The sequence below is a fragment of the Thermoanaerobacterium aotearoense genome (genome assembly GCF_009905255.1).
In the GTDB taxonomy this organism is placed as follows: Bacteria; Bacillota; Thermoanaerobacteria; order Thermoanaerobacterales; family Thermoanaerobacteraceae; genus Thermoanaerobacterium; species Thermoanaerobacterium aotearoense.
In genome coordinates this window covers 1489591-1513611 of sequence record NZ_CP047602.1, presented here as the reverse complement: position 1 = coordinate 1513611, position 24021 = coordinate 1489591, and the positions used below count along the sequence as shown (strand labels likewise).

General features: G+C 34.3%; 29 protein-coding genes. 26 read left to right on the top strand and 3 right to left on the bottom strand.

The features are described from left to right. Window position 1 precedes the first annotated feature (1 nt). Both rpe and GSH73_RS07635 read left to right on the top strand, forming a co-directional pair. Window positions 2-655 (top strand): ribulose-phosphate 3-epimerase, encoded by a 654-nt coding sequence (rpe, locus tag GSH73_RS07640; RefSeq protein ID WP_014758600.1) that lies wholly within the window; start codon window positions 2-4, stop codon window positions 653-655. Further along, window positions 652-1287 (top strand): thiamine diphosphokinase, encoded by a 636-nt coding sequence (locus GSH73_RS07635; RefSeq protein WP_014758601.1) that lies wholly within the window; start codon window positions 652-654, stop codon window positions 1285-1287. The genes rpe and GSH73_RS07635 overlap by 4 nt, the downstream gene beginning before the upstream one ends. Window positions 1288-1687: 400 nt before the next feature. Here the strand turns inward: GSH73_RS07635 and rpmB are convergent, their stop codons facing one another. After that, window positions 1688-1876 carry a 50S ribosomal protein L28 gene (gene rpmB / locus GSH73_RS07625; protein ID WP_082243678.1) on the bottom strand — a complete coding sequence of 63 codons (189 nt, stop codon included), beginning with the start codon at window positions 1874-1876 and terminating at the stop codon, window positions 1688-1690. Window positions 1877-2116: 240 nt separating this feature from the next. Here rpmB and GSH73_RS07620 point away from each other — a divergent pair, with 240 nt between their 5' ends. The 9 genes from GSH73_RS07620 to GSH73_RS07580 all read left to right on the top strand — a co-directional run bounded on the left by GSH73_RS07620 (window position 2117) and on the right by GSH73_RS07580 (window position 9428). Next, window positions 2117-2467 carry an Asp23/Gls24 family envelope stress response protein gene (locus GSH73_RS07620; protein WP_013788152.1) on the top strand — a complete coding sequence of 117 codons (351 nt, stop codon included), beginning with the start codon at window positions 2117-2119 and terminating at the stop codon, window positions 2465-2467. Window positions 2468-2513: 46 nt separating this feature from the next. Then, window positions 2514-4064 carry a DAK2 domain-containing protein gene (locus tag GSH73_RS07615; protein WP_044984049.1) on the top strand — a complete coding sequence of 517 codons (1551 nt, stop codon included), beginning with the start codon at window positions 2514-2516 and terminating at the stop codon, window positions 4062-4064. Window positions 4065-4072: 8 nt separating this feature from the next. After that, the gene (gene recG / locus GSH73_RS07610; protein ID WP_014758605.1) at window positions 4073-6121 is read left to right on the top strand and encodes an ATP-dependent DNA helicase RecG; all 2049 of its coding nucleotides are present in this window, start codon (window positions 4073-4075) and stop codon (window positions 6119-6121) included. Window positions 6122-6140: 19 nt separating this feature from the next. Continuing rightward, a complete protein-coding gene (locus GSH73_RS07605) occupies window positions 6141-6983 on the top strand; it encodes a DegV family protein (protein ID WP_014758606.1) in 843 nt (280 codons plus the stop codon). Window positions 6984-7110: 127 nt separating this feature from the next. Continuing rightward, window positions 7111-7338, top strand: a complete 228-nt coding sequence (locus tag GSH73_RS07600; RefSeq protein ID WP_014758607.1) for an alpha/beta-type small acid-soluble spore protein — start codon at window positions 7111-7113, stop codon at window positions 7336-7338. Between the two features lie 139 nt (window positions 7339-7477). Continuing rightward, window positions 7478-7705: an alpha/beta-type small acid-soluble spore protein gene (locus GSH73_RS07595; protein WP_014758608.1), complete on the top strand. Its 228-nt coding sequence runs from the start codon at window positions 7478-7480 to the stop codon at window positions 7703-7705. Window positions 7706-7918: 213 nt separating this feature from the next. Continuing rightward, window positions 7919-8503 carry a 16S rRNA (guanine(966)-N(2))-methyltransferase RsmD gene (rsmD, locus tag GSH73_RS07590; protein ID WP_014758609.1) on the top strand — a complete coding sequence of 195 codons (585 nt, stop codon included), beginning with the start codon at window positions 7919-7921 and terminating at the stop codon, window positions 8501-8503. Then, the gene (coaD, locus tag GSH73_RS07585) at window positions 8472-8951 is read left to right on the top strand and encodes a pantetheine-phosphate adenylyltransferase (RefSeq protein WP_014758610.1); all 480 of its coding nucleotides are present in this window, start codon (window positions 8472-8474) and stop codon (window positions 8949-8951) included. The genes rsmD and coaD overlap by 32 nt, the downstream gene beginning before the upstream one ends. Before the next feature lie 12 nt (window positions 8952-8963). Beyond that, the gene (locus GSH73_RS07580; protein WP_013788145.1) at window positions 8964-9428 is read left to right on the top strand and encodes a hypothetical protein; all 465 of its coding nucleotides are present in this window, start codon (window positions 8964-8966) and stop codon (window positions 9426-9428) included. Here the strand turns inward: GSH73_RS07580 and ylbJ are convergent, their stop codons facing one another. Together ylbJ and GSH73_RS07570 are read right to left on the bottom strand one after the other, a co-directional pair. Next, complete coding sequence (ylbJ, locus tag GSH73_RS07575; protein ID WP_014758611.1) at window positions 9429-10592, bottom strand: sporulation integral membrane protein YlbJ; 1164 nt, start codon at window positions 10590-10592, stop codon at window positions 9429-9431. A 61-nt stretch (window positions 10593-10653) separates the two neighbouring features. Continuing rightward, entirely contained in the window at window positions 10654-11856 is a 1203-nt protein-coding gene (locus GSH73_RS07570; RefSeq protein ID WP_014758612.1) for a nucleotidyltransferase, read from the bottom strand. Window positions 11857-11998: 142 nt separating this feature from the next. Between GSH73_RS07570 and pta the strand changes: the two genes are divergently transcribed. The 15 genes from pta to GSH73_RS07495 all read left to right on the top strand — a co-directional run bounded on the left by pta (window position 11999) and on the right by GSH73_RS07495 (window position 23967). Next, complete coding sequence (pta, locus tag GSH73_RS07565; protein ID WP_014758613.1) at window positions 11999-12985, top strand: phosphate acetyltransferase; 987 nt, start codon at window positions 11999-12001, stop codon at window positions 12983-12985. A gap of 26 nt (window positions 12986-13011) precedes the next feature. Then, window positions 13012-14214 (top strand): acetate/propionate family kinase, encoded by a 1203-nt coding sequence (locus GSH73_RS07560; protein ID WP_014758614.1) that lies wholly within the window; start codon window positions 13012-13014, stop codon window positions 14212-14214. A 64-nt stretch (window positions 14215-14278) separates the two neighbouring features. Next, entirely contained in the window at window positions 14279-14770 is a 492-nt protein-coding gene (locus tag GSH73_RS07555; protein WP_014758615.1) for a YceD family protein, read from the top strand. Window positions 14771-14782: 12 nt separating this feature from the next. Further along, entirely contained in the window at window positions 14783-14965 is a 183-nt protein-coding gene (rpmF, locus tag GSH73_RS07550; RefSeq protein ID WP_013788139.1) for a 50S ribosomal protein L32, read from the top strand. A 107-nt stretch (window positions 14966-15072) separates the two neighbouring features. After that, window positions 15073-15663, top strand: coding sequence for a transcription factor FapR (gene fapR / locus GSH73_RS07545; RefSeq protein ID WP_013788138.1), 591 nt, complete (start codon window positions 15073-15075; stop codon window positions 15661-15663). After that, entirely contained in the window at window positions 15660-16661 is a 1002-nt protein-coding gene (gene plsX, locus GSH73_RS07540) for a phosphate acyltransferase PlsX (protein ID WP_014758616.1), read from the top strand. Before fapR ends, plsX begins: the two co-directional genes overlap by 4 nt. Beyond that, window positions 16648-17649 carry a beta-ketoacyl-ACP synthase III gene (locus GSH73_RS07535; protein ID WP_014758617.1) on the top strand — a complete coding sequence of 334 codons (1002 nt, stop codon included), beginning with the start codon at window positions 16648-16650 and terminating at the stop codon, window positions 17647-17649. The genes plsX and GSH73_RS07535 overlap by 14 nt, the downstream gene beginning before the upstream one ends. A gap of 10 nt (window positions 17650-17659) precedes the next feature. After that, window positions 17660-18607: an enoyl-[acyl-carrier-protein] reductase FabK gene (gene fabK, locus GSH73_RS07530; protein ID WP_014758618.1), complete on the top strand. Its 948-nt coding sequence runs from the start codon at window positions 17660-17662 to the stop codon at window positions 18605-18607. Then, a complete protein-coding gene (gene fabD / locus GSH73_RS07525; protein ID WP_014758619.1) occupies window positions 18604-19536 on the top strand; it encodes an ACP S-malonyltransferase in 933 nt (310 codons plus the stop codon). Before fabK ends, fabD begins: the two co-directional genes overlap by 4 nt. Continuing rightward, the gene (fabG, locus tag GSH73_RS07520; RefSeq protein WP_014758620.1) at window positions 19537-20280 is read left to right on the top strand and encodes a 3-oxoacyl-[acyl-carrier-protein] reductase; all 744 of its coding nucleotides are present in this window, start codon (window positions 19537-19539) and stop codon (window positions 20278-20280) included. A 40-nt stretch (window positions 20281-20320) separates the two neighbouring features. Next, window positions 20321-20551: an acyl carrier protein gene (acpP, locus tag GSH73_RS07515; RefSeq protein ID WP_013297969.1), complete on the top strand. Its 231-nt coding sequence runs from the start codon at window positions 20321-20323 to the stop codon at window positions 20549-20551. A gap of 57 nt (window positions 20552-20608) precedes the next feature. Beyond that, window positions 20609-21838, top strand: coding sequence for a beta-ketoacyl-ACP synthase II (gene fabF, locus GSH73_RS07510; protein ID WP_014758621.1), 1230 nt, complete (start codon window positions 20609-20611; stop codon window positions 21836-21838). Between the two features lie 13 nt (window positions 21839-21851). Beyond that, complete coding sequence (rnc, locus tag GSH73_RS07505) at window positions 21852-22550, top strand: ribonuclease III (RefSeq protein WP_014758622.1); 699 nt, start codon at window positions 21852-21854, stop codon at window positions 22548-22550. Further along, complete coding sequence (locus GSH73_RS07500; protein ID WP_014758623.1) at window positions 22547-23611, top strand: elongator complex protein 3; 1065 nt, start codon at window positions 22547-22549, stop codon at window positions 23609-23611. The genes rnc and GSH73_RS07500 overlap by 4 nt, the downstream gene beginning before the upstream one ends. Before the next feature lie 95 nt (window positions 23612-23706). Beyond that, the gene (locus tag GSH73_RS07495) at window positions 23707-23967 is read left to right on the top strand and encodes a stage V sporulation protein S (RefSeq protein ID WP_013788129.1); all 261 of its coding nucleotides are present in this window, start codon (window positions 23707-23709) and stop codon (window positions 23965-23967) included. Window positions 23968-24021: the final 54 nt, after the last annotated feature.

Sequence of the window (24021 nt, the reverse complement as noted above, 5' to 3'; positions counted from 1 at the left end):
TATGGAAATCTCTCCATCAATTTTATCGGCTGACTTTGGAAATTTGTTATCTGATATACGAAAAGTTGAAAAAGAGAAACCTGAGTATTTACATATAGATATTATGGACGGTCATTTTGTGCCTAATATAACGATTGGACCATTGGTATTAAATGCTTTAAAAGATAAGACTGGTATTCCGCTTGATGTTCATTTAATGATAGAAGAACCTGACAAATACATAAAAGAATTTGTCGATGCAGGAGCTAAAAATATAACAGTGCATCAAGAAGCATGTGTACATCTAGATAGAACTTTGCAATTGATAAAATCAATGGGTGTAAATGCAAGCGTAGCATTAAATCCTGCAACATCTTTAGATACATTGAGATATGTATTATCATCAGTTGATATGGTATTGATTATGACTGTAAACCCTGGTTTTGGAGGACAAGTATTTATAGATGGCATGTATGAAAAAATTCGCGAATTAGCATCCATTAGAAATGAGAAAGGATTGAATTTTAAGATAGAAGTGGATGGAGGCATCAATATTGATAATATAAAGGATGTAGTTTTAGCTGGAGCTGATGTGATTGTGGCTGGATCGTTTATATTTGCCAATGGAGATCCTGGTGAGAATTTAAAAAAGCTTAGAGAGGCAGCGCTAAAATGAAGGTTTGTATTATCTCAAATGGAGAATTTAAAGATTCCAACTATTTAAAAAAGGCAATCAATGAATGCGACGCGGTAATCTGTGCGGATGGTGGAGCTAATATAGCGTACAAATTAGGCATAGTGCCAAATTACATCGTCGGTGATTTGGATTCAGCAGATGATAAGATCATAGATTATTATTTGCAAAAAGGCGTAACCATTGAAAAGCATCCTACTATGAAAGACGAGACGGATAGCCAACTTGCAACTATAAAGGCTATAGAAATAGGAGCTAATGAGATTGTGTATTTAGCGACGATAGGAAGTAGATTTGATCATTCGTTAGCGAATTTGTCGCTTTTGTTGTACCTTCTTAATAGAAAAATAAAGGGAAAAATTTTAAGTGAAAATAATGAAGTTTATCTCATTGATGACTTTATCGAATTGGAAGGCAAATCAGGTGATGTAGTTTCATTGATTCCGTACAGTGCAGACGTTAGAGGGATTTACACCGAAGGGTTGTTTTATCCTTTATCTGGTCAAGATATGTCTTTAGAAATGCCTTATGGGATTAGCAATGTATTTACAGATAATAAGATTAAAATAAAGATAAATAGTGGTTATCTGCTTGTGATAAAATCTAAAGATTAGCACAAAATCCACTCCTTCCGAATAAAATATTGAAAGAAAGGAGTGGATTTTTATGTGGAATAAAATTTATAAAAAAGTTAGAATATTAAATAAACGATTGAATTATTCAATTGGATATATTATAATTTCGCTTGGAATATTTATAATTGTATTGTACATACCAAGTTGGCTGTGGATGATACTTTTAGGATTTGCTGTAATAATGATTGGTTATTTTATTAATGCATATTTCAAATAGTAGATAAATAGTTTAGAAGTAAAAGGATAAAGGGGGATGTATATGAGTAAAAAAAAGGAACCTAAAATATACTACATTAGAATTCCTGATTTTATAAAAAAATTTTTGTCTTCATTTACTAAGAGCAAAAAATAAAAAGCGTGCATATATGCACGTCTTTCTTTATATGGCTCTCTTAACTCTTCCCGATCTTAAGCATTTTGTACAAACATTCAATCTTACAGGTGTACCGTCTACTATGGCTTTAACACGCTTTAAGTTTGGTTGCCATTTTTTGATTGATTTTCTGTGGGAATGACTGTATTGATATCCCGCCATCGGTGTTTTTCCGCATACTTCACATTTTCTCATCATGTGCACCTCCTCTTTGTCAACACTAACATTTTAGCAAAAAAATTAATAGACTTCAAGAAAAATAACTACACACTCTTTTATTTTATCCACACAACAATGATATTTTAACATTATATTTTAAAGCTGTAAATACTTTTTAATTAAAATTTGCATTAGCTTAAAATATAACAATTTTTTTCTTTGTTGATGATTTAAATTGGATAAGGTAAAATATAATTATAATAGGAGGTTGTAAAAATGGAGCAAACAAAAAATAATTTAGGAAAAATAGATATTTCTGCAGATGTAATTGCATCTATGGCTAGTTATGCTACATCTGAATGTTATGGCATAGTAGGTTTAGGAAAACGTGGACCTGACGGGCTTATAGAGCTTTTTAAAAATGAGCAGTCAGGCAAAGGAATAAAGATCGCATACGATGAAGATGGGATTGTTATAGATTTGTACATTGTTGTTGAATATGGAGTCAACATTAAAACAGTTGCTGCAAATATCATTGAAAAAGTCAAATACACTATAGAGACATATACAGGTGTCAATGTTAAGAATATTGTTGTAAATGTACAAAGCATAAAAGTTGATTTTTGAGGAGGAAAAACGGTTGGATCGTATAGATGTTAATACTATAAAGCGCATGTTTAGAGCTGGATCTCAATATTTAACAAATAAATCAGATGAAGTAAATAAATTAAATGTATTTCCTGTTCCAGATGGTGATACAGGTTCTAACATGGCCCATACATTGGATTTTGCTGTTAAGGAAATGGAGAAAGCCTCTGATGATATGAATGAGGTTTTAAATAACCTTTCCAGAGGTGCTCTCTTAGGCGCCAAAGGGAATTCAGGCGTGATTTTATCTCAAATAATTAGGGGATTTGCCAAACGTCTTATGAACCATGATGAAATCACGACCAAAGATTTTGCCGAAGCTTTAAATGCCGGTTCAGCGATTGCATATAAGGCAGTTATGAAACCTACAGAAGGTACTATTCTGACTGTAGTAAGAGATTGTGCCAATGAGGCTTTGAAACTAACCTCTATAAATGATTTTGAGATTTTCATGGAGAAGATTGTAAAAGCTGCCTCAGAATCAGTCAAAAGAACGCCTGACCTATTGCCGGTGTTAAAGCAAGCTAATGTAGTTGATTCTGGTGGGCAAGGCTTTTTATTTATGCTGATAGGAATGTTAGAAGCTATAAAAGGGCATGAGATAGCTGTCCAGCATGTTGTTGAAGGCATCCATAAAGAAGAAAGCAATATTGCAGATATAAAGTTTACTTATTGTACGGAAATGCTTATTGATGCAAAATCTAAGAATTTCTCTAAGCTTAAAGCTGAAATTGAATCTTTTGGTGATAGCATAATCGTTGTTGAAGATGAAGATTTAATAAAAGTTCATATACATACTAATTCTCCTGGACTGGTGTTACAGAAAGGTTTAGAGTATGGGGAATTGGTAAAAGTCAAGATCGACAATATGAAACTACAGCATGAAAATGTAATTTTTGAATCAAACAAAGACAGAAATACTTATGTCAAAAAATATGGCTTTTTGGCTGTTTCTCCCGGTGAAGGGATAAGCAGTTTGTTTAAAGATTTAGGGTGTGATATCGTAATAGATGGTGGACAAACTATGAATCCCAGCGCTTTAGATATCTTAAATGGTTTAAAAGAAATAAATGCAGAAAATATAATTGTCTTTCCAAACAACAAAAATGTAGTTATGACATGTGAACAAGCTAAAGGCTTATCAGGCAAAAATGTGTACGTCATCAATACGCACAGTTTCAATCAAGCTATAAGTGCCATGATAAACTTTGATGTCAATGCAAGCATAGATGATGCAATCAAAAATATAAATGATACTATCCAAAAGGTTACAACGGTAGAAATAACTTATTCTATAAGAGATACTGTATTAAATGGAACGGAAATCAAGACTGGAGAAATTTTAGGATTTGTAAATGGACAATTTGTAGATAAAGGTACTGACTACAATGAATTAGCAAGACAAATAGTGTTAAATGCTATCTCTGATGACACTTCAATAATAACCATTTATTATGGGAAAGAAGTTGGAGAAGAAAATGCGAAAAAATTGTTAAATACAATAGTATTTGATGGCGATGTAGATCTTCAATATGGCGGACAGCCTCTATACTATTATGTGATTTCGATTGAATAGGTGATTTTATGGATCTTTCAAAACCAATACAATATGTAAAAGGTGTTGGTCCAAAGAGAGCATTACTGCTTAAAAAAATTGGCATTGAAACTGTAAAGGATGCATTGGAGTATTATCCCAGAGAATATGAAGACAGAGAGAAAATAATTCCTATAGATATGTTGAAAATTGGTGAAAAGCAAACTTTTAAAGCGTACATTGCAGGAAAAGCAAGAGAGCATAGGATCAAGGGGCTAATAATCACGAAAATACCTGTTAAAGATGGAAGTGGAGCTTTAGAACTTGTTTGGTACAACCAGCCTTATATTAAAAATAATTTCAAATTGGGCGAAGAATATATAATAAATGGCAAGGTTTCCTATAAATATGGACAAGTGTACGTGGAAAACCCAACTATGGATAAAAGTGATGTTTTAAATCTAAATGCAGGAAGAATTGTGCCGATATATAAGTTGACAGATGGATTGAGTCAAAAGATTTTAAGAAATATAATTTATAGCCTTTTAAAAGAGTATATTAACGAAATAGACGAAATTTTTGACAAGGATTTTTTGGCAGAATATAATTTATTGGAAATAAGAAAAGCCATAAAAAATATTCATTTTCCTGATTCGTCAGAAATGTTAGAGAGAGCCAAATATAGACTTATATTTCAAGAATTTTTTATTTTGCAATTGGGGTTAAATTTGATTAAGCATAAGTATAATGATGACAAATCAGGCATAAAGTTTAAACAAGTAGATTTAAGAGGATTCTTAGACAATTTAAAATTTAAGTTTACTAAAGCACAAGATAAAGCTTTAAACGAAATCTTAAATGATATGTATTCAGGAAAAGTGATGAATAGACTTTTACAAGGCGATGTCGGTTCTGGAAAGACAGTTATAGCGGCAGCAGCAATGTATGTGGCAGTAAAGAATGGGTATCAGGCCTCCATATTGGCGCCAACAGAAATACTTGCAAAACAACACTATTTATCATTAAAGGAGTTGTATGATAAGTTAGATATTAAGACAGAATTGTTGACAGGAAGCATCAGCAATAAAAGAAAAAATTTAATAATAGAAAAAGTCAAAAATGGTGAGATCGATGTATTAGTTGGTACACATTCTTTAATTGAAGATAATGTTCAGTTTAAAAATTTAGGTTTGGCAATAACAGATGAACAGCATAGATTTGGAGTTCGACAAAGGGCTGTGTTTAAAGATAAGGGTAATCAAACCAATGTTCTCGTAATGACAGCAACGCCTATTCCAAGAACTTTGGCACTAATGCTGTATGGAGATTTGGATATGTCTATAATAGACGAATTGCCTCCAGGGAGAAAAAAAGTTGAGACGTACGCCGTAAGTGGAGCTTTAAGAGAGAGGGCGTATAAATTCGTCGTAAATGAAATAAAAAGAGGACACCAAGCTTACATAGTCTGCCCACTTATAGAGGATTCGCAAACTATATATGCAAAATCGGCAGAGGTGGTCTATGAAGAAATTTATAAAGGAGTTTTTAAAGATTTTAGAGTTGGCTTGGTCCATGGTGGAATGAATTCAAACGATAAGGACAAAGTGATGAGTGAATTTGTTGAGGGGAAAATAGATATATTAGTCTCTACAACAGTTATTGAAGTTGGTGTAAATGTTCCAAACGCAACAGTAATTGTCATTGAAAACGCAGAGAGATTTGGATTGGCTCAATTGCACCAATTAAGAGGACGTGTTGGTAGATCGTCACATCAATCTTATTGCATTTTGATAGCTTACTCATATTCTGATGTTGTCAAAAAAAGATTGAAGGTGATGACCGAAACAAATGATGGTTTTAAAATTGCAGAAAAAGATTTGGAGATAAGGGGACCAGGAGAATTTTTTGGTGTGAAACAACATGGATTGCCTGAACTTAAATTGGCCAATTTATTTGATGATATAGAAACATTAAAATTGGCGCAAAAGGCTGTAGAAAGATTTATAAGTGATGATGGTAATTTTGAAAGACACAGTAAAATGAAAGCGGAATTGATAGAGCGATTTAAGGATAAATTAGAAGGAATTATATTAAATTAACTGCTGGGAGGAAAAGATAATGGGAAAGATAGCCATAGTGACAGATAGTGTATCTGATATTCCAGATGATATTGTAAAATTATACGATATATATGTTGTACCGCTGACAGTTGATATTGATGGTATATATTATAAAGACGGGGTAGATATAAAAAAAGATGAATTTTACGATTTGATAAATTCTGGGAAGATGCCCAATACTTCACAAGTATCACCTATTGAATTTATGGATGTTTTTAGTGATTTGCTGAAAAGTTATGATGAAATAATCTGTATTTTAATGTCATCAAAATTAAGTGGTACATATCAGTCGGCATTGTTGGCTAAAGATAATTTAAAAAATCAAAACATAACCGTGATTGACTCTAAAAATTTTTCTTTAGGTGAGGGATTTATTGTCATTGAAGCTGCAAAAATGGCATGCAATGGCAGCACCAGTGATGAGATAATTGCAAAAGTAATAGATATGATACCTAAGATTAGTTATACAATGATTTTTGATTCGCTGGATTATCTTTACAAAGGAGGACGATTAAAAAAGACACAGGCAATTTTAGGAAGTATTTTAAATATTAAGCCAATATTAGTCAATAATGATGGTGAATTAGAAATAAAGGACAAGGTCAGAGGTCGAAAAAATGCTATAAAATGGATTATAAATTACATGAAAGATACGAAAATTGATTTTACAAAAAAAGAGATTGGGCTTTTGCATACCGACAGGGAAGAGTTTATGTTGGAAATTGAAAATGCAATTCGCAACGAATTTGGTGCAACTAATTTCATTAAAAACAGGGCCGGTTGCACAGTTGGGGTTCATGCTGGACCGTCTGCTGTTGGAATATTTTTTGAATTTAATTAATTTTTATTTTAAATAAGTTTTAACTCCATTTTTGTCACCTCGAAACAAAATTGCTAAATAAATTATAGTTTATTGATGTTACTATTGGGCAAATTAATATTGAAATCATTAAATGGAGGTGATAAAAATGGCAGCAGGTTCAGAGACAAAAAACCCTCTTGTAGTAAGAGAAGCTAAGCAAGCTATGAGCAAATGGAAATATGAAATAGCAAGCGAACTTGGAATAAATCCTCCAGCCGATGGTTATTGGGGCACACTTACATCCCGTGATTGCGGCGCTGTAGGTGGCCAAATGGTAAAAAAGATGATCCAAATGGCTGAAAGCCAAATCGCTAATAAAGGCACACTTAGATAACAAAAGATACCCGCAAGGGTATCTTTTTAAATAGATTTTTGGAAATATATCTCAATAATATATAAGAAAATATTAACATGAATATATAAAATAATATGTGGCAAATTAATATTGAAATCATTAAATGGAGGTGATAAAAATGGCAGCAGGTTCAGAGACAAAAAACCCTCTTGTAGTAAGAGAAGCTAAGCAAGCTATGAACAAATGGAAATATGAAATAGCAAGCGAACTTGGAATAAATCCTCCAGCCGATGGTTATTGGGGCACACTTACATCCCGTGATTGCGGCGCTGTAGGTGGTCACATGGTAAGAAAAATGATCCAAATGGCTGAAAGCCAAATCGCTAATAACGGAACATTAAAGTAATTAAATTAAAAGGGTAGCCAATTGAGGTTACCCTTTTTAATTAATTTAATCCAGGTAGTAATCTACCTGGATTGGGAGAGGAGAAATTGAAGGAAGAATTTTGGGGAAATTGGTTTCCCAAGTATATTATTTGCCATGTTTTAAAAGTTTTATACATAATTTTGTATCTAATCATAAAATATGCTAAAATATTTTAGTATTGGAGGTGTGATTTTGAGGGTTATATCTGGTATAGCTAAAGGCAGAAAATTAAAATGCCCACCTGGGAAGGCAATTAGACCAACGTCAGACATGGTTAAAGAATCGCTTTTCAATATAATAGGCATTGATATTTATGAAGCGACATTTTTAGATTTATTTTCTGGTACAGGCAGTGTAGGTATTGAAGCATTAAGTAGAGGAGCTAATATTTGCTACTTTGTAGAAAAAGTATATAATAATATTAAATACATATATGACAATGTAAAATTGCTTGGTTCTATTGACAATGCAGTTGTTTTGCATATGGACGCGTTACATGCTTTGGATTATTTTAGTAAGAATAATATTAAGTTTGATATTATATACATTGATCCGCCGTATTACAATAATTTATATGTGGAACCGTTAAATAAAATAAGTGAATATGAGCTATTGAATGCTGATGGTTACGCAATTGTTGAACACCATAAAAATGACTTTTTAGAAGATAAATACGGCAAATTGCAAAAATTTAGGATGAAAAAATATGGAGAAACGATATTAACATTTTTTAAGGAGGCAACAGATGAATATAGCAGTATATCCAGGCAGTTTTGATCCTGTTACAAATGGACATTTAGATGTAATTAAAAGAGCAGCAAGAGTTTTCGATAAATTAATTGTGGCAGTCCTTGTCAATCCATCTAAAACACCTATGTTTTCATTGGAGGAACGGGTGGAAATGCTGAAAGACGCAACTGCAGAAATAGAAAATGTTGAAATTGATAGTTTTTCTGGATTGCTTATAGAATATTTGGAAAAGGTCAATTCAAAAATTATTGTGAAGGGGCTGCGAATGGTTTCGGATTTTGAATATGAATTTCAGATGGCTTTGATAAACAAAAAGCTAAATCCTGAAGTTGAAACCATATTTTTTATGACAAGCAACAAATATGAATATTTAAGCTCCAGCATAGTTAAGGAAGTAGCAAGGTTTGGGGGGTGCTTATCGGATCTTGTTCCAGATTCAGTGATTGAAAAGATATCACAAAAACTTAAAGATTAAGGGGGCATTTCATTGGAAGTGGCTGATAATTTAGAAGTATTAGAATTGTTGGATTCATTGGAAGATTACATTGAGAAAAGTTCTACTATACCACTATCGCAAAAAACACTGATAAATAAGGATGAAATTTTAGAAATTATAAAGCAAATCAGGATTAAGCTGCCTGATGAATTAAAAAAAGCAGAGTGGATAAAACAAGAAAGGCAAAAGATATTGATAGAAGCTCAACAAGATGCTGAAACGATTTTAAAGGAAGCCGAGCAGAGAATTAATCAAATGGTAAATGAAAATGAAATTGTTAAAAAAGCCGAAAAAAAAGCAGCAGAAATAATAGCTCAAGCGCAGACTAACGCAAAAGAAATAAGACTTGGAAGTAAAGATTATGCTGACGAATTATTAGCTAAACTGGAGAAAAATGTTTCAGAATTATTAAATACGATAAAAAATAATAGGAATGAATTAAGAGGCATTAAATAATCATGCCTCTTTATTTGTCATGGAAGTTATGATGACGAGAAAAATAACAGATAAAAGCGAAATCAAAAACATGAGGGAGGACATTTCAAATATGCTTACCATATTTTTTACGTTTCCTTGATAAAAAGCTTCTGAAACTGCTACGTTGTCAATGCTTATAAATTTCATAAAGACAAAGGAAAACAATGCAGCAAAAACGCTATGAATAGCTTTTGCAATTAAATACGGCAAGTAATTTATCTTTGTACTATTAATGACACCTATTACTTGCCCATGCGTTGATAGGCCACCCCATGCTAAAATTGAACTTATTAGTATGACTTTTTGGTATAATGGTGCTGTTGCTTGGCTAATCATATTTGAGCCTATCGTGATTTCCATTAAGCCGCTTAAATATCCAGCAATCAAATTTTTGTTAAAACCAACTGCCGCAAATATTGGTGCGATAATCTTTTCTATAGCGTTTATTAAACCGTATACTTTTAGAAATTCTATTAAAACTGAGAATGTTATAATATATCCGCCTATCATGATTATTGTGTTCATGGAGCTTTTAACTGCGCTTCCCAAAACTTCTCCAAAATTAGCTGTTAAATCATCGGAATTGCTTTTGGGAATATTATGGTATTCTGAATCTTTTAAATTTTTCTCTTTGATATTGTAGTTTCTAAAAATTATACCAGTAGTAATTGCTGCTAAATAGTTTGACACCATTATTATATAACCAATTGTAGAGTTATTAAACATTCCCATGGCGACTACGCCTAACATAAACAGTGGCCCAGAATTATTGCAAAACGTCATTAGCCTTTCAGCTTCGGCTGTGTTTAAAAGTTTTTCTTCCCACAATCTTTTTATTATTTGCGCACCAACAGGATACCCAGATGTGTACCCAACAGCCATTGCAAAGCCACCGTTGCCAGAAACATTGAATATTGGCCGCATTATAGGCTCTAAAAATTTACCAAGCATTTTGACGAATCCTAATCGTACCAGCATTTCAGATCCGATGAAAAAAGGAAGTAACGCTGGGAATACTGTAAAAAGCCATAGGTTGATTCCTGATTTTGCAGCAGCAAGCGAATTTTTTGGGAATATGATAATTGAAATAACGAGAACTAAGACAAATACAATTGATAAAGCTTTTGTTTTATCCTCTTTCAATGTTGTTCCCCCTTTGAAGTTTCCATAGTATATTTTTATTAAAGAGGGGGAAATAAAATGATTATTTTACTATAAACTTTTTAGTAAAATCCAATCCTGAAACTGGTTCGTTTGTATATGCAAGCGTATATATATCGGTGGCTTTTAAATCTATTTCAAACATTTCTGCGTTAGACAAGATTTTTTTATATTCAGAAACTTTAGTAATAATTGGCATATTTGATCTATTTTTAATTTCTTTTAAAAGTTCTAAACCTTTTATAGTTGCGCCTAATATTCTGATGTAATTTGGCCCATCAAATTTCAAATAAATGCTTGAATCAATATCCAATAAAACGTGCATCATTATTCGCCTAATTCTGCTTTCGGTATACCTTTTAGTTTTGATGTAGCCGATTATATCGCTTAAATTATTGTAGAGAGATGAGGCTTTTTTTATACGGTTTTCCAAGCCTTCTGTAACGTCAAAAACATCTTTTACTGATGCATCATTTCTCAAACGGTAGACCACTATTTTAGCAAAATCGTCTAAAGTAACGGGGCCATGACCTTCTGCAAAGCACTTTTTTAAAATTTCAAGAGAATATTGTGGCATATATTTTTCTAATACAGAATAGTTTTTATCATTTATAACCTTTCTAAGATATGTAGCACTTGCAAAAGATTCTACTGTTTCCAGAGAATTATATCCTGGCCCAAATCTTTTTAATGTCAAAGGTCTAATATTGCTGTTTAACTTGATTAAGCTTTTTACGTATTCAATTCCAAGTATGTTATTTGGATTTCCGATAATATTGTTGATGGTTCTCCCAAAATATTTTGATAATGCTGCTTCACGTGCCTTTGCATATGTGATGCCGCTTTTTAAATAATTTTTCAAAAGAGCTTTATAGTCTTCTGGTTCATCTAAAAGAAATTTTGATATTTGGTATAATTCGTCAATAGAGCCATGTTCGCTTCCAAACGATATGTAATCAACGATCCGTAATGAATCAAGTAGTTTTATCGCACCGTAAGCAAATTTTTCTGCAGTGGAAACGGCGTATATTGTAGGAAGCTCAATTACTAAATCTATTCCAGATAATAATGCTGCTTCTGTTCTTGACCATTTGTCTATAATAGAAGGAATGCCGCGCTGTACGAAATTGCCACTCATTACAGCTACGACAAAGTCTGCTTTTGTCATTTCCATAGACTTTTTTATGTGATATACGTGCCCATTGTGAAGTGGATTGTATTCTACAATTAAACCTAATACGCTCATAATATGCGCCTTTCTAAAAAATTATTAATTGTACTTATTATTTTATAAAAAATATGTTAAAATGTAAAATGTGTATACAATATATTTCTTCTTAGTAAGAGGAATGTATAAAAATAAATATTTTAAAGGAAGGGACGATCTTATGAGCATTATTCAAAACATCATTGAAAAAGCTAAAAGCGATAAAAAGAAAATTGTTCTGCCAGAAGGTGCAGAACCCAGGACATTAAAAGCTGCTGAAATAGTTTTAAAAGAAGGGATTGCAGATTTAGTGCTTCTTGGAAATGAAGATGAGATAAGAAATGCTGCAAAAGACTTGGACATATCCAAAGCTGAAATCATTGACCCTGTAAAGTCTGAAATGTTTGATAGGTATGCTAATGATTTCTATGAGTTAAGGAAGAACAAAGGAATCACGTTGGAAAAAGCCAGAGAAACAATCAAGGATAATATCTATTTTGGATGTATGATGGTTAAAGAAGGTTATGCTGATGGATTGGTATCTGGCGCTATTCATGCTACTGCAGATTTATTAAGACCTGCATTTCAGATAATTAAAACGGCTCCAGGAGCAAAGATAGTATCAAGCTTTTTTATAATGGAAGTGCCTAATTGTGAATATGGTGAAAATGGTGTATTCTTGTTTGCTGATTGTGCGGTCAACCCATCGCCTAATGCAGAAGAACTTGCTTCTATTGCCGTACAATCTGCTAATACTGCAAAGAATTTGTTGGGCTTTGAACCAAAAGTTGCCATGCTATCATTTTCTACAAAAGGTAGTGCATCACATGAATTAGTAGATAAAGTAAGAAAAGCGACAGAGATAGCAAAAGAATTGATGCCAGATGTTGCTATCGACGGTGAATTGCAATTGGATGCTGCTCTTGTTAAAGAAGTTGCAGAGCTAAAAGCGCCGGGAAGCAAAGTTGCGGGATGTGCAAATGTGCTTATATTCCCTGATTTACAAGCTGGTAATATAGGATATAAGCTTGTACAGAGGTTAGCTAAGGCAAATGCAATTGGACCTATAACACAAGGAATGGGTGCACCGGTTAATGATTTATCAAGAGGATGCAGCTATAGAGATATTGTTGACGTAATAGCAACAACAGCTGTGCAGGCTCAATAAAATGTAAAGTATGGAGGATGAAAATTATGAAAATACTGGTTATTAATTGCGGAAGTTCTTCGCTAAAATATCAACTGATTGAATCAACTGATGGAAATGTGTTGGCAAAAGGCCTTGCTGAAAGAATCGGCATAAATGATTCCATGTTGACACATAATGCTAACGGAGAAAAAATCAAGATAAAAAAAGACATGAAAGATCACAAAGACGCAATAAAATTGGTTTTAGATGCTTTGGTAAACAGTGACTACGGCGTTATAAAAGATATGTCTGAGATAGATGCTGTAGGACATAGAGTTGTTCACGGAGGAGAATCTTTTACATCATCAGTTCTCATAAATGATGAAGTGTTAAAAGCGATAACAGATTGCATAGAATTAGCTCCACTGCACAATCCTGCTAATATAGAAGGAATTAAAGCTTGCCAGCAAATCATGCCAAACGTTCCAATGGTGGCGGTATTTGATACAGCCTTTCATCAGACAATGCCTGATTATGCATATCTTTATCCAATACCTTATGAATACTACACAAAGTACAGGATTAGAAGATATGGATTTCATGGCACATCGCATAAATATGTTTCAAATAGGGCTGCAGAGATTTTGAATAAACCTATTGAAGATTTGAAAATCATAACTTGTCATCTTGGAAATGGCTCCAGCATTGCTGCTGTCAAATATGGTAAATCAATTGACACAAGCATGGGATTTACACCATTAGAAGGTTTGGCTATGGGTACACGATCTGGAAGCATAGACCCATCCATCATTTCGTATCTTATGGAAAAAGAAAATATAAGCGCTGAAGAAGTAGTAAATATATTAAATAAAAAATCTGGTGTTTACGGTATTTCAGGAATAAGCAGCGATTTTAGAGACTTAGAAGATGCCGCCTTTAAAAATGGAGATGAAAGAGCTCAGTTGGCTTTAAATGTGTTTGCATATCGAGTAAAGAAGACGATTGGCGCTTATGCAGCAGCTATGGGAGGCGTCGATGTCATTGTATTTACAGCAGGTGTTGGTGAAAATGGTCCTGAGATACGAGAATTTATACTTGATGGATTAGAGTTTTTAGGGTTCAGCTTGGATAAAGAAAAAAATAAAGTCAGAGGAAAAGAAACTATTATATCTACGCCGAATTCAAAAGTTAGCGTGATGGTTGTGCCTACTAATGAAGAATACATGATTGCTAAAGATACTGAAAAGATTGTAAAGAGTATAAAATAGCATTCTTGACAAATGTTTACCCCATTAGTATAATTAATTTTGGCAATTATATTGGGGTGAGAAAATGAAAATTGATTTATCAAAAATTAAAGGACATAGGGGCCGCAGCATCGAAGTCAACTACGTAGAAAATCTGAGTGTTCTTGAGGCAAATAGCAATAGATACGTAGTTATAAAGCCTATTAGCGTAACTGGAAGCATAACATACGATAGTGAAGGAATAGTTTTAAAACTTTTAGCACGCGGGGCTATTAAAGTAACATGCGATAGGTGCCTTGACGAATTTGAGTATGAGTTCGTAATACCTATTGACGAAGTAGTAAACGAGTCTGACGATGAATTTTCAGGTGAAGTGGAAGATGAAAAGCTTGATTTGACGAAAATTGTGATTGAAAATGTGGAACTTTCTCTTCCGATGAAGTTCATTTGCTCGAATGATTGCAAGGGTCTATGTCCTACTTGTGGTAAAAATCTTAATCATGAAAAATGCGATTGCCAAATAAAAGAAATTGATCCACGCCTTTCAGTTTTGAATAAATTACTGCAGAAGATGTAGGAGGTGTATAATATGCCAGTTCCAAAACGTAGAACATCTAAGGCAAGAAGAGATAAAAGAAGGCATAGCCATAGTTTAGCTGTACCTGCTTATGTTTTGTGCCCACAATGTCACGAACCAAAATTGCCCCACAGAGTTTGTTTAAGCTGTGGTTATTACGATGGTAAAGAGGTATTGAAAGTGGAAGAAAAGTAATGGAGTTTTCTCTATTACTTTTCTTTTTTATTTCTTGACTTTTGTGTATGGCGTAATTTATAATTATGAGTAAGTCATAAAAACAACTTATATTTGGAGCTGATAATGTGGCCACGAAGCTTAGTAAAAGAGATAGATTAAAAAAGTTAAAAATTGAAATCGAAAAATATCCATTTTACACAGATGATGAGTTAGCTGATTTGTTTTCGGTTAGCGTTCAGACGATAAGGCTGGATAGAATGGAATTAGGCATTCCAGAGCTTAGAGAAAGAATAAAGAACGTAGCTGAAAAAAATTATAACAAGGTAAAAGCAATAGTAGGCAGCGAAATAGTAGGTGAACTTATCGATTTAGAGTTAGGAAAAAGTGGAATATCTGTTTTCGAGCCTACGCCTGAAATGGCTTTTTTAAAGACAAAAATTATAAGGGGACATTACATATATTCACAAGCAGAGTCATTGGCGATATCTGTTATCGATGCTGAGGCTGCGTTGATAGGTGTTGCAAATATAAAGTATAAATATCCAGTCAAGATAGGGGATAGGCTTGTCGCAAAAGCAGAAGTAACCAGAAAAAGAGGAAATAAATATTTTGTATGGGTTATGATTAAAGTGAAAGATAGAGAAGTGTTCAGAGGTAAATTCATATTAGTGTCTTTAGAAAGCGATAGTACCGAAAAGGAGGTGCAACAACCTTGAAAATAGCGGTTGATGCTATGGGAGGAGATTATGCACCGCGAGAGATTATAAAAGGCGTTGAAAAGGCTTTAGATAGTTTCGATATAGAAATAATTTTGGTTGGAAACAAAGAGCAATTAGATAAATATGTAAGGGAAAAAGATGGTTTGACTATTGTACATGCAAAAGATGTAATTACAAACAATGAACCACCTGTAGCCGCGATAAGGAAGAAGAAAGATTCTTCTATGGCTGTTGGCATTGAAATGCTTAAAAGGGATGAAGTGGATGCTTTTTTGTCAGCAGGCAATACGGGTGCTTTAATGGCAGGTTCACTTTTTAATATTGGAAGGATCAAAGGAATAGACAGACCTGCTTTGGCGCCAATATTGCCAACTTTGAATGGTGCAACGATTTTACTTGATGCCGGCTCAAACACAGATTGCAAACCGATAAATTTGTTCCAGTTTGCCATAATGGGAAGTGTATATGCGCAAAAAATGCTTAATGTCGACAATCCCAAAATTGGATTGTTTAATATTGGCGCTGAAGAAGAAAAGGGAAATGAGCTTACAAAACAAGTTTACGATTTAATAAAAAATTCTCATTTAAATTTCATTGGAAATGTAGAGGGCAGAGACATTGCGTATGGTGTAGCAGACGTTGTAACATGTGATGGATTCGTTGGAAATGCCATCTTAAAGTCGATGGAAGGGACTGCGTCTGTAATATCATCCCTGTTAAAGCAGGAGCTTCAAAAGAATATATTTACTAAATTAGGCGCGATGTTAATTTACGGCGCTCTAAAAAACATAGTTAAGAAAATGGATTACACTGAATACGGTGGTGCTCCGCTTCTTGGCATAAAGAAACCTGTTATCAAAGCTCATGGAAGTTCGAAAGAAAAAGCAATTTTTAATGCTATAAGACAGGCTAAAACCATTGTGGAAATGGATGTTATATCGCACATCCAGAGGGAAATAGAATTGATTGGAGATGATATAAGTGCTGCAAAATAGAGATTTTAAAGCTGGAATTTTAGGAACGGGAAGTTTTGTCCCAGAAAATAAGTTAACCAATAAAGATCTGGAGAAGATGGTGGATACTTCAGATGAATGGATTGTAACAAGAACGGGAATAAAAGAAAGACGCATTGCACCACAATCAATGACTACGTCTTATATGGCAACTGAAGCGGCAAAAAAGGCTATTGAAGATGCTGGAATAGAAGCTTCAGAAATAGATTTGATTATCGTTGCAACTGTCGTTCCAGATATGAATTTCCCTTCTACTGCTTGTCTTGTACAAGCAAATATTAAAGCTACAAAAGCAGCAGCTTTTGACATAGAAGTAGGATGTTCTGGATTTATATATGGTCTTTCTATAGCAAAACAGTTTGTAGAAAGTGGTACATATAAGACTGTTCTCGTAATTGCGGCAGATGTGCTGTCAAAAATAACGAATTGGGAAGACAGAAACACTTGTGTGCTATTTGGTGATGGAGCAGGGGCTGCTATAGTTGGTCCAGTTAAAGAAGGATATGGAATTTTAGATAATGTCATTGGAGCTGATGGAAATGGAGGAATGCATTTATACATGCCGGCTGGTGGCTCGCGAATGCCAGCAAGCGAAGATACTGTAAAAAACAAATTGCATACAATTCACATGAATGGACAGGAAGTTTTTAAATTTGCGGTCAACGTCATGAATACAGCAACTGTAGAAGTTTTAAATAGATGTGGATTGAAACCTGAAGATGTAGATCTTTTTATACCGCATCAAGCAAATATTAGAATAATAGATGCAGCAATGAAAAAGCTGAAACTATCAAGAGAAAAAGTTTTTATCAACTTGGATAAGTACGGGAATATGTCTGCAGCTTCTGTTATTGTCGCTTTAGATGAGGCTTTAAAAGCTGGTAAAATAAAAGATGGAGACATAATTTTGATGGTTGCCTTTGGAGCCGGCTTAACATGGGGCTCTACTGTGATAAAGTGGGTAAGATAGGAGTGAGAACATGATAAAGACGCAGATTACTGATTTGTTTGGCTTGGAATATCCTATATTTCAAGGTGGAATGGCTTGGGTTGCAACAGCAGAATTGGCTGCTGCGGTTTCGAATGCTGGCGGGCTTGGCATTATCGGTGCAGGAAATGCACCTGCCAGTTTTGTCAAAGAACAAATAAGAAAAGCGAGAGAGTTGACTGATAGACCTTTTGGTGTTAATGTAATGTTAATGTCGCCATTTGTCGATGAAGTCATGGATGTTGTGATAGAAGAAAAAGTAAGTGTGATTACTACAGGTGCCGGAAATCCAGGCAAATATATAAACAGGTTGAAAGAAAATAATACAAAAGTCGTGCCGGTTGTTCCATCTGTTGCATTGGCTAAAAGAATGGAATCAATTGGAGTTGATGCAGTTATAGCAGAAGGAACAGAATCAGGTGGACATATAGGTGAGCTTACTACTATGGCTTTGGTGCCTCAAGTTGTCGATGCAGTGAGTATACCTGTCATAGCTGCAGGTGGCATTGGCGATGGAAGAGGTGTTGCTGCAGCTTTTTGCCTTGGAGCTCAAGGTGTTCAGTTGGGCACGCGATTTGTGTGTTGTACGGAGTGTACAGCAAATGAAAAATATAAGGAGTACATAATAAATGCTAAGGACAGAGATGCGGTTGTGACTGGCAGAACTACAGGACATCCTGTAAGATCTTTAAAAAATCATCTTACAAGAGAGTTTGAAAAAGCAGAGCAAAACGGAGCTTCAAAAGAGGAGCTGGAACAGTTAGGTGCAGGAAAGCTAAGAGATGCAGTTGTATACGGGGATGTTTTGAATGGCTCTGTTATGGCTGGTCAAATATCCGGTCTTATAAACGATATTAAGCCTGCCAAAGCAATAATTGAGGATTTGTTTAATGATGCTGAGAAAATTATTGTAAGTTTATATGGAGGCTTTAAAAGATGAAAATTGCATTTATATATCCAGGACAAGGTGCGCAATATGCAGGAATGGGTAGAGAAATATATGAAAATTTTGCTGAAGCAAGAGAAGTTTTTGAAGAGGCAAATGATGCATTAAAATACGATATCACTAAGCTGTGTTTTGAAGGTCCTGATGAAGAATTAATGAAGACAGAAAATACACAACCTGCCATATTGACGGTAAGTATTGCATTGACTAAAGTGCTATCAAAAAGAGGGCTGAAAGCAGATGTGACGGCTGGCTTAAGCTTAGGTGAATACAGTTCTCTTGTATATTCAGGTGTATTATCTTTTAAAGATGCAGTGAAGCTTGTGAAAAAAAGGGGAGAATACATGCAAAATGCTGTTCCAATAGGCATAGGAGGAATGGCAGCGATAATAGGACTTGACAACGAAGTGGTGGAGAATATATGCTATAATGTGAGAGAATTTGGTGTTGTTGAACCAGCTAATTACAATTGCCCAGGGCAATTGTCGATTGCAGGTGAAATTAAAGCTTTAGAAAAAGCTGTAGAACTTGCTAAAGAAAAAGGAGCAAAAAAGGCAGTCATGTTGTCTGTTAGTGCACCATTTCATTGCAGCATGCTTAAAGGTGCAGGCATTAAATTAGAAGAAGATTTAAAGCAGGTTCCCATATTTGATATGTCAGTCCCTGTCATTACTAATGTTACTGCAGATTACCTTAAAATTGACGAAGTTAAAAAGACATTAGTGAAGCAAGTAAGTAGCCCTGTTTTATGGGAACAATCAGTAAGAAAGATGATTGATGATCAAGTTGAAGTTTTCATTGAAATAGGACCAGGAAAAACACTTACTGGATTTATGAAGCGAATAGATAAGACAAAAAAAGCCCTCAATTTCGAAGACATGAGTTCACTTGATAAACTTTTATCCAGCTTGGAGGTAAACTGAATGGGTAGGGAAACTAAAACGGCATTAGTGACGGGTGGAGGAAGAGGTATAGGGAAAGCTATCGCCTTAAAGTTAGCGGAAGACGGGTATAATGTTGTAATTAATTATTCAAAAAGTTCGAAAGATGCTTTAGAAACTGTTGAAGAAGCTAAAAAGTTTGGTGTTGAATCTTGTGCTTTAAAATGTGATATTTCAAATTATAATGAAGTTGAAAAAATGGTCAATGACATAATCGATATGTTTGGCAATATCGATGTTGTTGTAAATAATGCTGGAATAACAAAAGATAACCTTATACTTAGAATGTCCGAAGATGACTGGGATGATGTTATAGATGTCAATTTAAAAGGAACTTTTAATGTAATAAAATTTGTTTCTAAGTATATGATAAAAAGAAGAAAAGGAAAAATCATAAATATATCTTCGGTAGTGGGTGTGATTGGAAATGCAGGCCAATCCAATTATGCAGCGTCTAAAGCTGGAATTATAGGTTTAACGAAATCTTTAGCTAAGGAATTAGCATCCAGAGGAATAACTGTTAATGCTATTGCGCCTGGTTTTATAGAAACGGATATGACAGAGGTATTAAGTGAAACAGTAAAATCGTCAATGTTGGATTCCATACCATTAAAAAGAGCAGGAAAACCACAGGATATAGCAAATGTAGTGTCTTTTCTTGCCAGCAATGCTTCAGATTATATTACAGGACAGGTAATCAATGTTGACGGAGGAATGGTAATGTAATATTATTCTAATATGGGTGCTTTGAGAGGAGGTGAACTTTATGGAGTTTGAAAAAATTAGGGACATAATCGTTGAACAATTAGGAGTAGATCCAGAAGAAGTCACTATGGAATCATCTTTTATAGATGATCTTGGAGCAGATTCACTCGATATAGTTGAATTAATCATGGCGCTTGAGGAAGAATTTGATGTTGAAATTCCTGATGAAGATGCAGAAAAAATTAAGACAGTTGGTGATGTAGTAGAATATTTAAAAAATCTTGAAAAATAATATTAAGTCCCGCAATTGCGGGACTTAATTAGATAATTATTTGATGGAGGATTATCTATGAACAGGGTTGTAATAACGGGTATAGGAGCCATAACTCCAATAGGCAATAATATTGATGATTTATGGAATTCTCTCATAAATGGGAAGTCTGGGATTGATAGAATTTCCAGATTTGATGTTTCAGCTTATCCAACGAAACTGGCGGCAGAAGTAAAAGATTTTGAACCGACAGAATATATTGATAAAAAAGAAGCCAAGAGAATGGACAGATTTACTCAGTTTGCTTTGGCATCTGCGAAAATAGCTTTAGCGGATTCAGGACTTGATCTTGCCAGTGAAGATTTGGATAGAATAGGCGTTGTGTATGGCTCAGGAATAGGTGGAATAGAAACATTAGAAAATCAACAGAATATTTTAAGGGAGAAAGGTCCAGGAAGAGTAAGCCCTTTTTTTGTTCCAATGATGATAGCAGATATGGCAGCAGGGCTTATATCGATTACTTTCGGACTTAAAGGACACAATGAAACGATAGTCAACGCATGTGCATCAAGCTCCAATGCGATAGGTGATGCATTTAAAGTAATTGAACGCGGTGATGCGGATGTAATTGTTACTGGCGGCAGTGAAGCTGCAATAACACCTTTGGCAATTGCGGGATTTTGCTCAATGAAGGCGATGTCAACAAATGAAGACCCTAAGAATGCATGCAGACCTTTTGATGCTAATAGAGATGGATTTATAATGGGGGAAGGTTCGGCTACACTTGTCCTCGAGTCATTAGATCATGCGCTAAAAAGAGGTGCTAAAATATACTGTGAGATTGTGGGTTATGGTGCTACTGCCGATGCATATCATATAACCGCACCTGCACCTTTGGGTGAAGGAGCAGCAAGAGCGATGAAGCTTGCATTAAAAGATGCTGGTATTACGCCGGATGATATTGATTATATAAACGCACACGGGACTTCTACAGAGTACAACGATAAATATGAGACTATGGCTATTAAAAACGTATTTGGAGAACATGCTTATAAATTAAAAATCAGTTCTACCAAGTCTATGACAGGACATATGCTTGGAGCATCAGGGGCTGTGGAAGCTGTGGCTACAATACTTGCTATAAAAAATGGAATTGTTCCGCCTACTATCAATTATGAGACTCCAGATCCTGAATGTGATTTGGATTATGTTCCAAATAAAGCTTTAAAGATGGATATAAATTATGCTTTGTCAAATTCTTTTGGCTTTGGAGGACACAATGCTTCATTAGTGTTTAAAAAATATTGAAAGAGGCACAATCATGGAGTTAAGCGATAGATATGAAAATTTAGAAAAAAATATTGGTTACACTTTTAATAATAAAAAATTGCTTAAAAATGCTTTAACACATAGTTCATGGGCAAATGAAAGCAAAAACTTTTTAAGCAGCAATGAAAGGTTGGAATTTTTAGGCGATTCTGTATTAAGCATTGTAATAAGTGAATACTTATATAAAAATAGGACTGATTTGGAAGAAGGCTATTTGTCAAAGTACAGAGCCGAAATAGTCTGTGAGCCTTCACTTGCTCGATGTGCGAGAGAGATAGAGATTGGCAAATATTTAAATATAGGTAGAGGTGAAGAGATGACAGGTGGCCGCAACAGGGATTCTATCCTTGCAGATGCGATGGAAGCATTAATAGCGGCAGTTTACCTGGATTCGGACCTTAAAACCGTGAGTGAAGTTGTATTAAGGCTCTTTGAGAAAATTATAAACGAAGTGTTAAGTGGATTAATATATCGCGATTATAAGACAAAGTTGCAAGAAGTAACACAAAAGATGGGCTCAGAAAGAGTGATTTATAGATTAATAGATGAATATGGGCCTGATCACAATAAAATGTTTGTAATAGAAGTTTTTGTCGGTGAAAACAGACTTGGTAGAGGAAAGGGAAGAAGTAAAAAAGAAGCTGAGCAATATGCAGCAATGGAAGCTTTAAGCAAGATGGGGTTAATATGAAAGATATTTACATTATACCGATTTTTGTTCCTCATTTAGGATGCCCTCATAAATGTGTTTTTTGCAATCAAGATGAGATAACTGGTTTGAAATCGGAAGTAAATGAGGGATACGTAGAGAAAACTATCGAAGATTATTTGAAGACTATTCCGAAAGATGCTCACGTTGAGGTTTCCTTTTATGGTGGAAGCTTTACCGGAATACCATTAGAGATGCAAAAGAATTTTTTGTCGATTGCACAAAAATATTTGGCTTCAGGGAACATAGATGCAATTCGATTGTCTACCAGACCTGATTATATAGATGAGATTATTCTTGACAATTTAAAAAGGTATGATGTTTCGATTATAGAACTGGGAGTACAAAGCTTGGACAATGAGGTGCTATTAAAGAGCCATAGAGGTCATAGCATTGATGATGTTTATAAGGCATCAAAGCTTATAAAAGAGTATGGATTTACATTAGGGCTACAGATTATGGTAGGATTGCCTGGGGATACCAGACAAAAAACATTAAAAACCGCAGATGAGATAATTTCATTGAAGCCTGCGTTTGTAAGGATTTATCCTACTCTCGTTTTGAAAGGCACTTATTTAGAAAAGATGTATAAAAATGGAATGTATGTGCCTATTAGTTTGGAAGATGCAGTGGAGATTTCAAAAGAATTGTACATCAAATTTAAGAAGAATCATATAGATGTAATTAGAATAGGACTACAAGCTACAGATGAGATAAATGTAAATAAAGATGTGGTAGCTGGTCCATTTCATCCAGCATTTGGAGAATTAGTAAAGTCATCTATTTATAAAGATGTTGTTAAACATCTTTTTCAAAATAACGATATTAAAGAATGTACGGTGTTTATTTACATCAATCCTCGTTCGGTTTCAGCTTTAGTTGGAAATAAAAAAAGAAATAAGATTTACTTAGAATCGAAATTTGGCGTAAAAATTAATATAATTCAGCTTGATAATCTTGAAGATGATATTGTACTTTTAGAATATGATGGTCATATATTTAAAAAATCAATAGAAGATTACATAAATGAGTCCACTATATGATCTTAAAAAATTTTTTATAAAAAGAAGGAATTAGTCATTATTTATAGAATATATATTTTGTATTCATTTTCAATTCTACTAAGGAGGTTATTATAGTGGAGGTTCTAAAAGTATCAGCTAAATCTCAACCTAAATCTGTAGCAGGTGCATTGGCGGCTGTATTGAGAGACAAGTCTGTAGCTGAGATACAGGCTGTCGGAGCGGGAGCCGTAAATCAGGCTGTGAAGGCGATAGCAATAGCAAGAGGATTTGTGGCTCCAAATGGTATAGATTTAATTGCTATACCAGCTTTTTCAGAGATAGAAATAGAAGGGGAGACCCGAACAGCAATAAAGTTCATAGTAGAACCAAGATAATTAAAACCTGCTGAAGCAGGTTTTAATTATCTTGTGGAGTGCCTTTTAATTCTA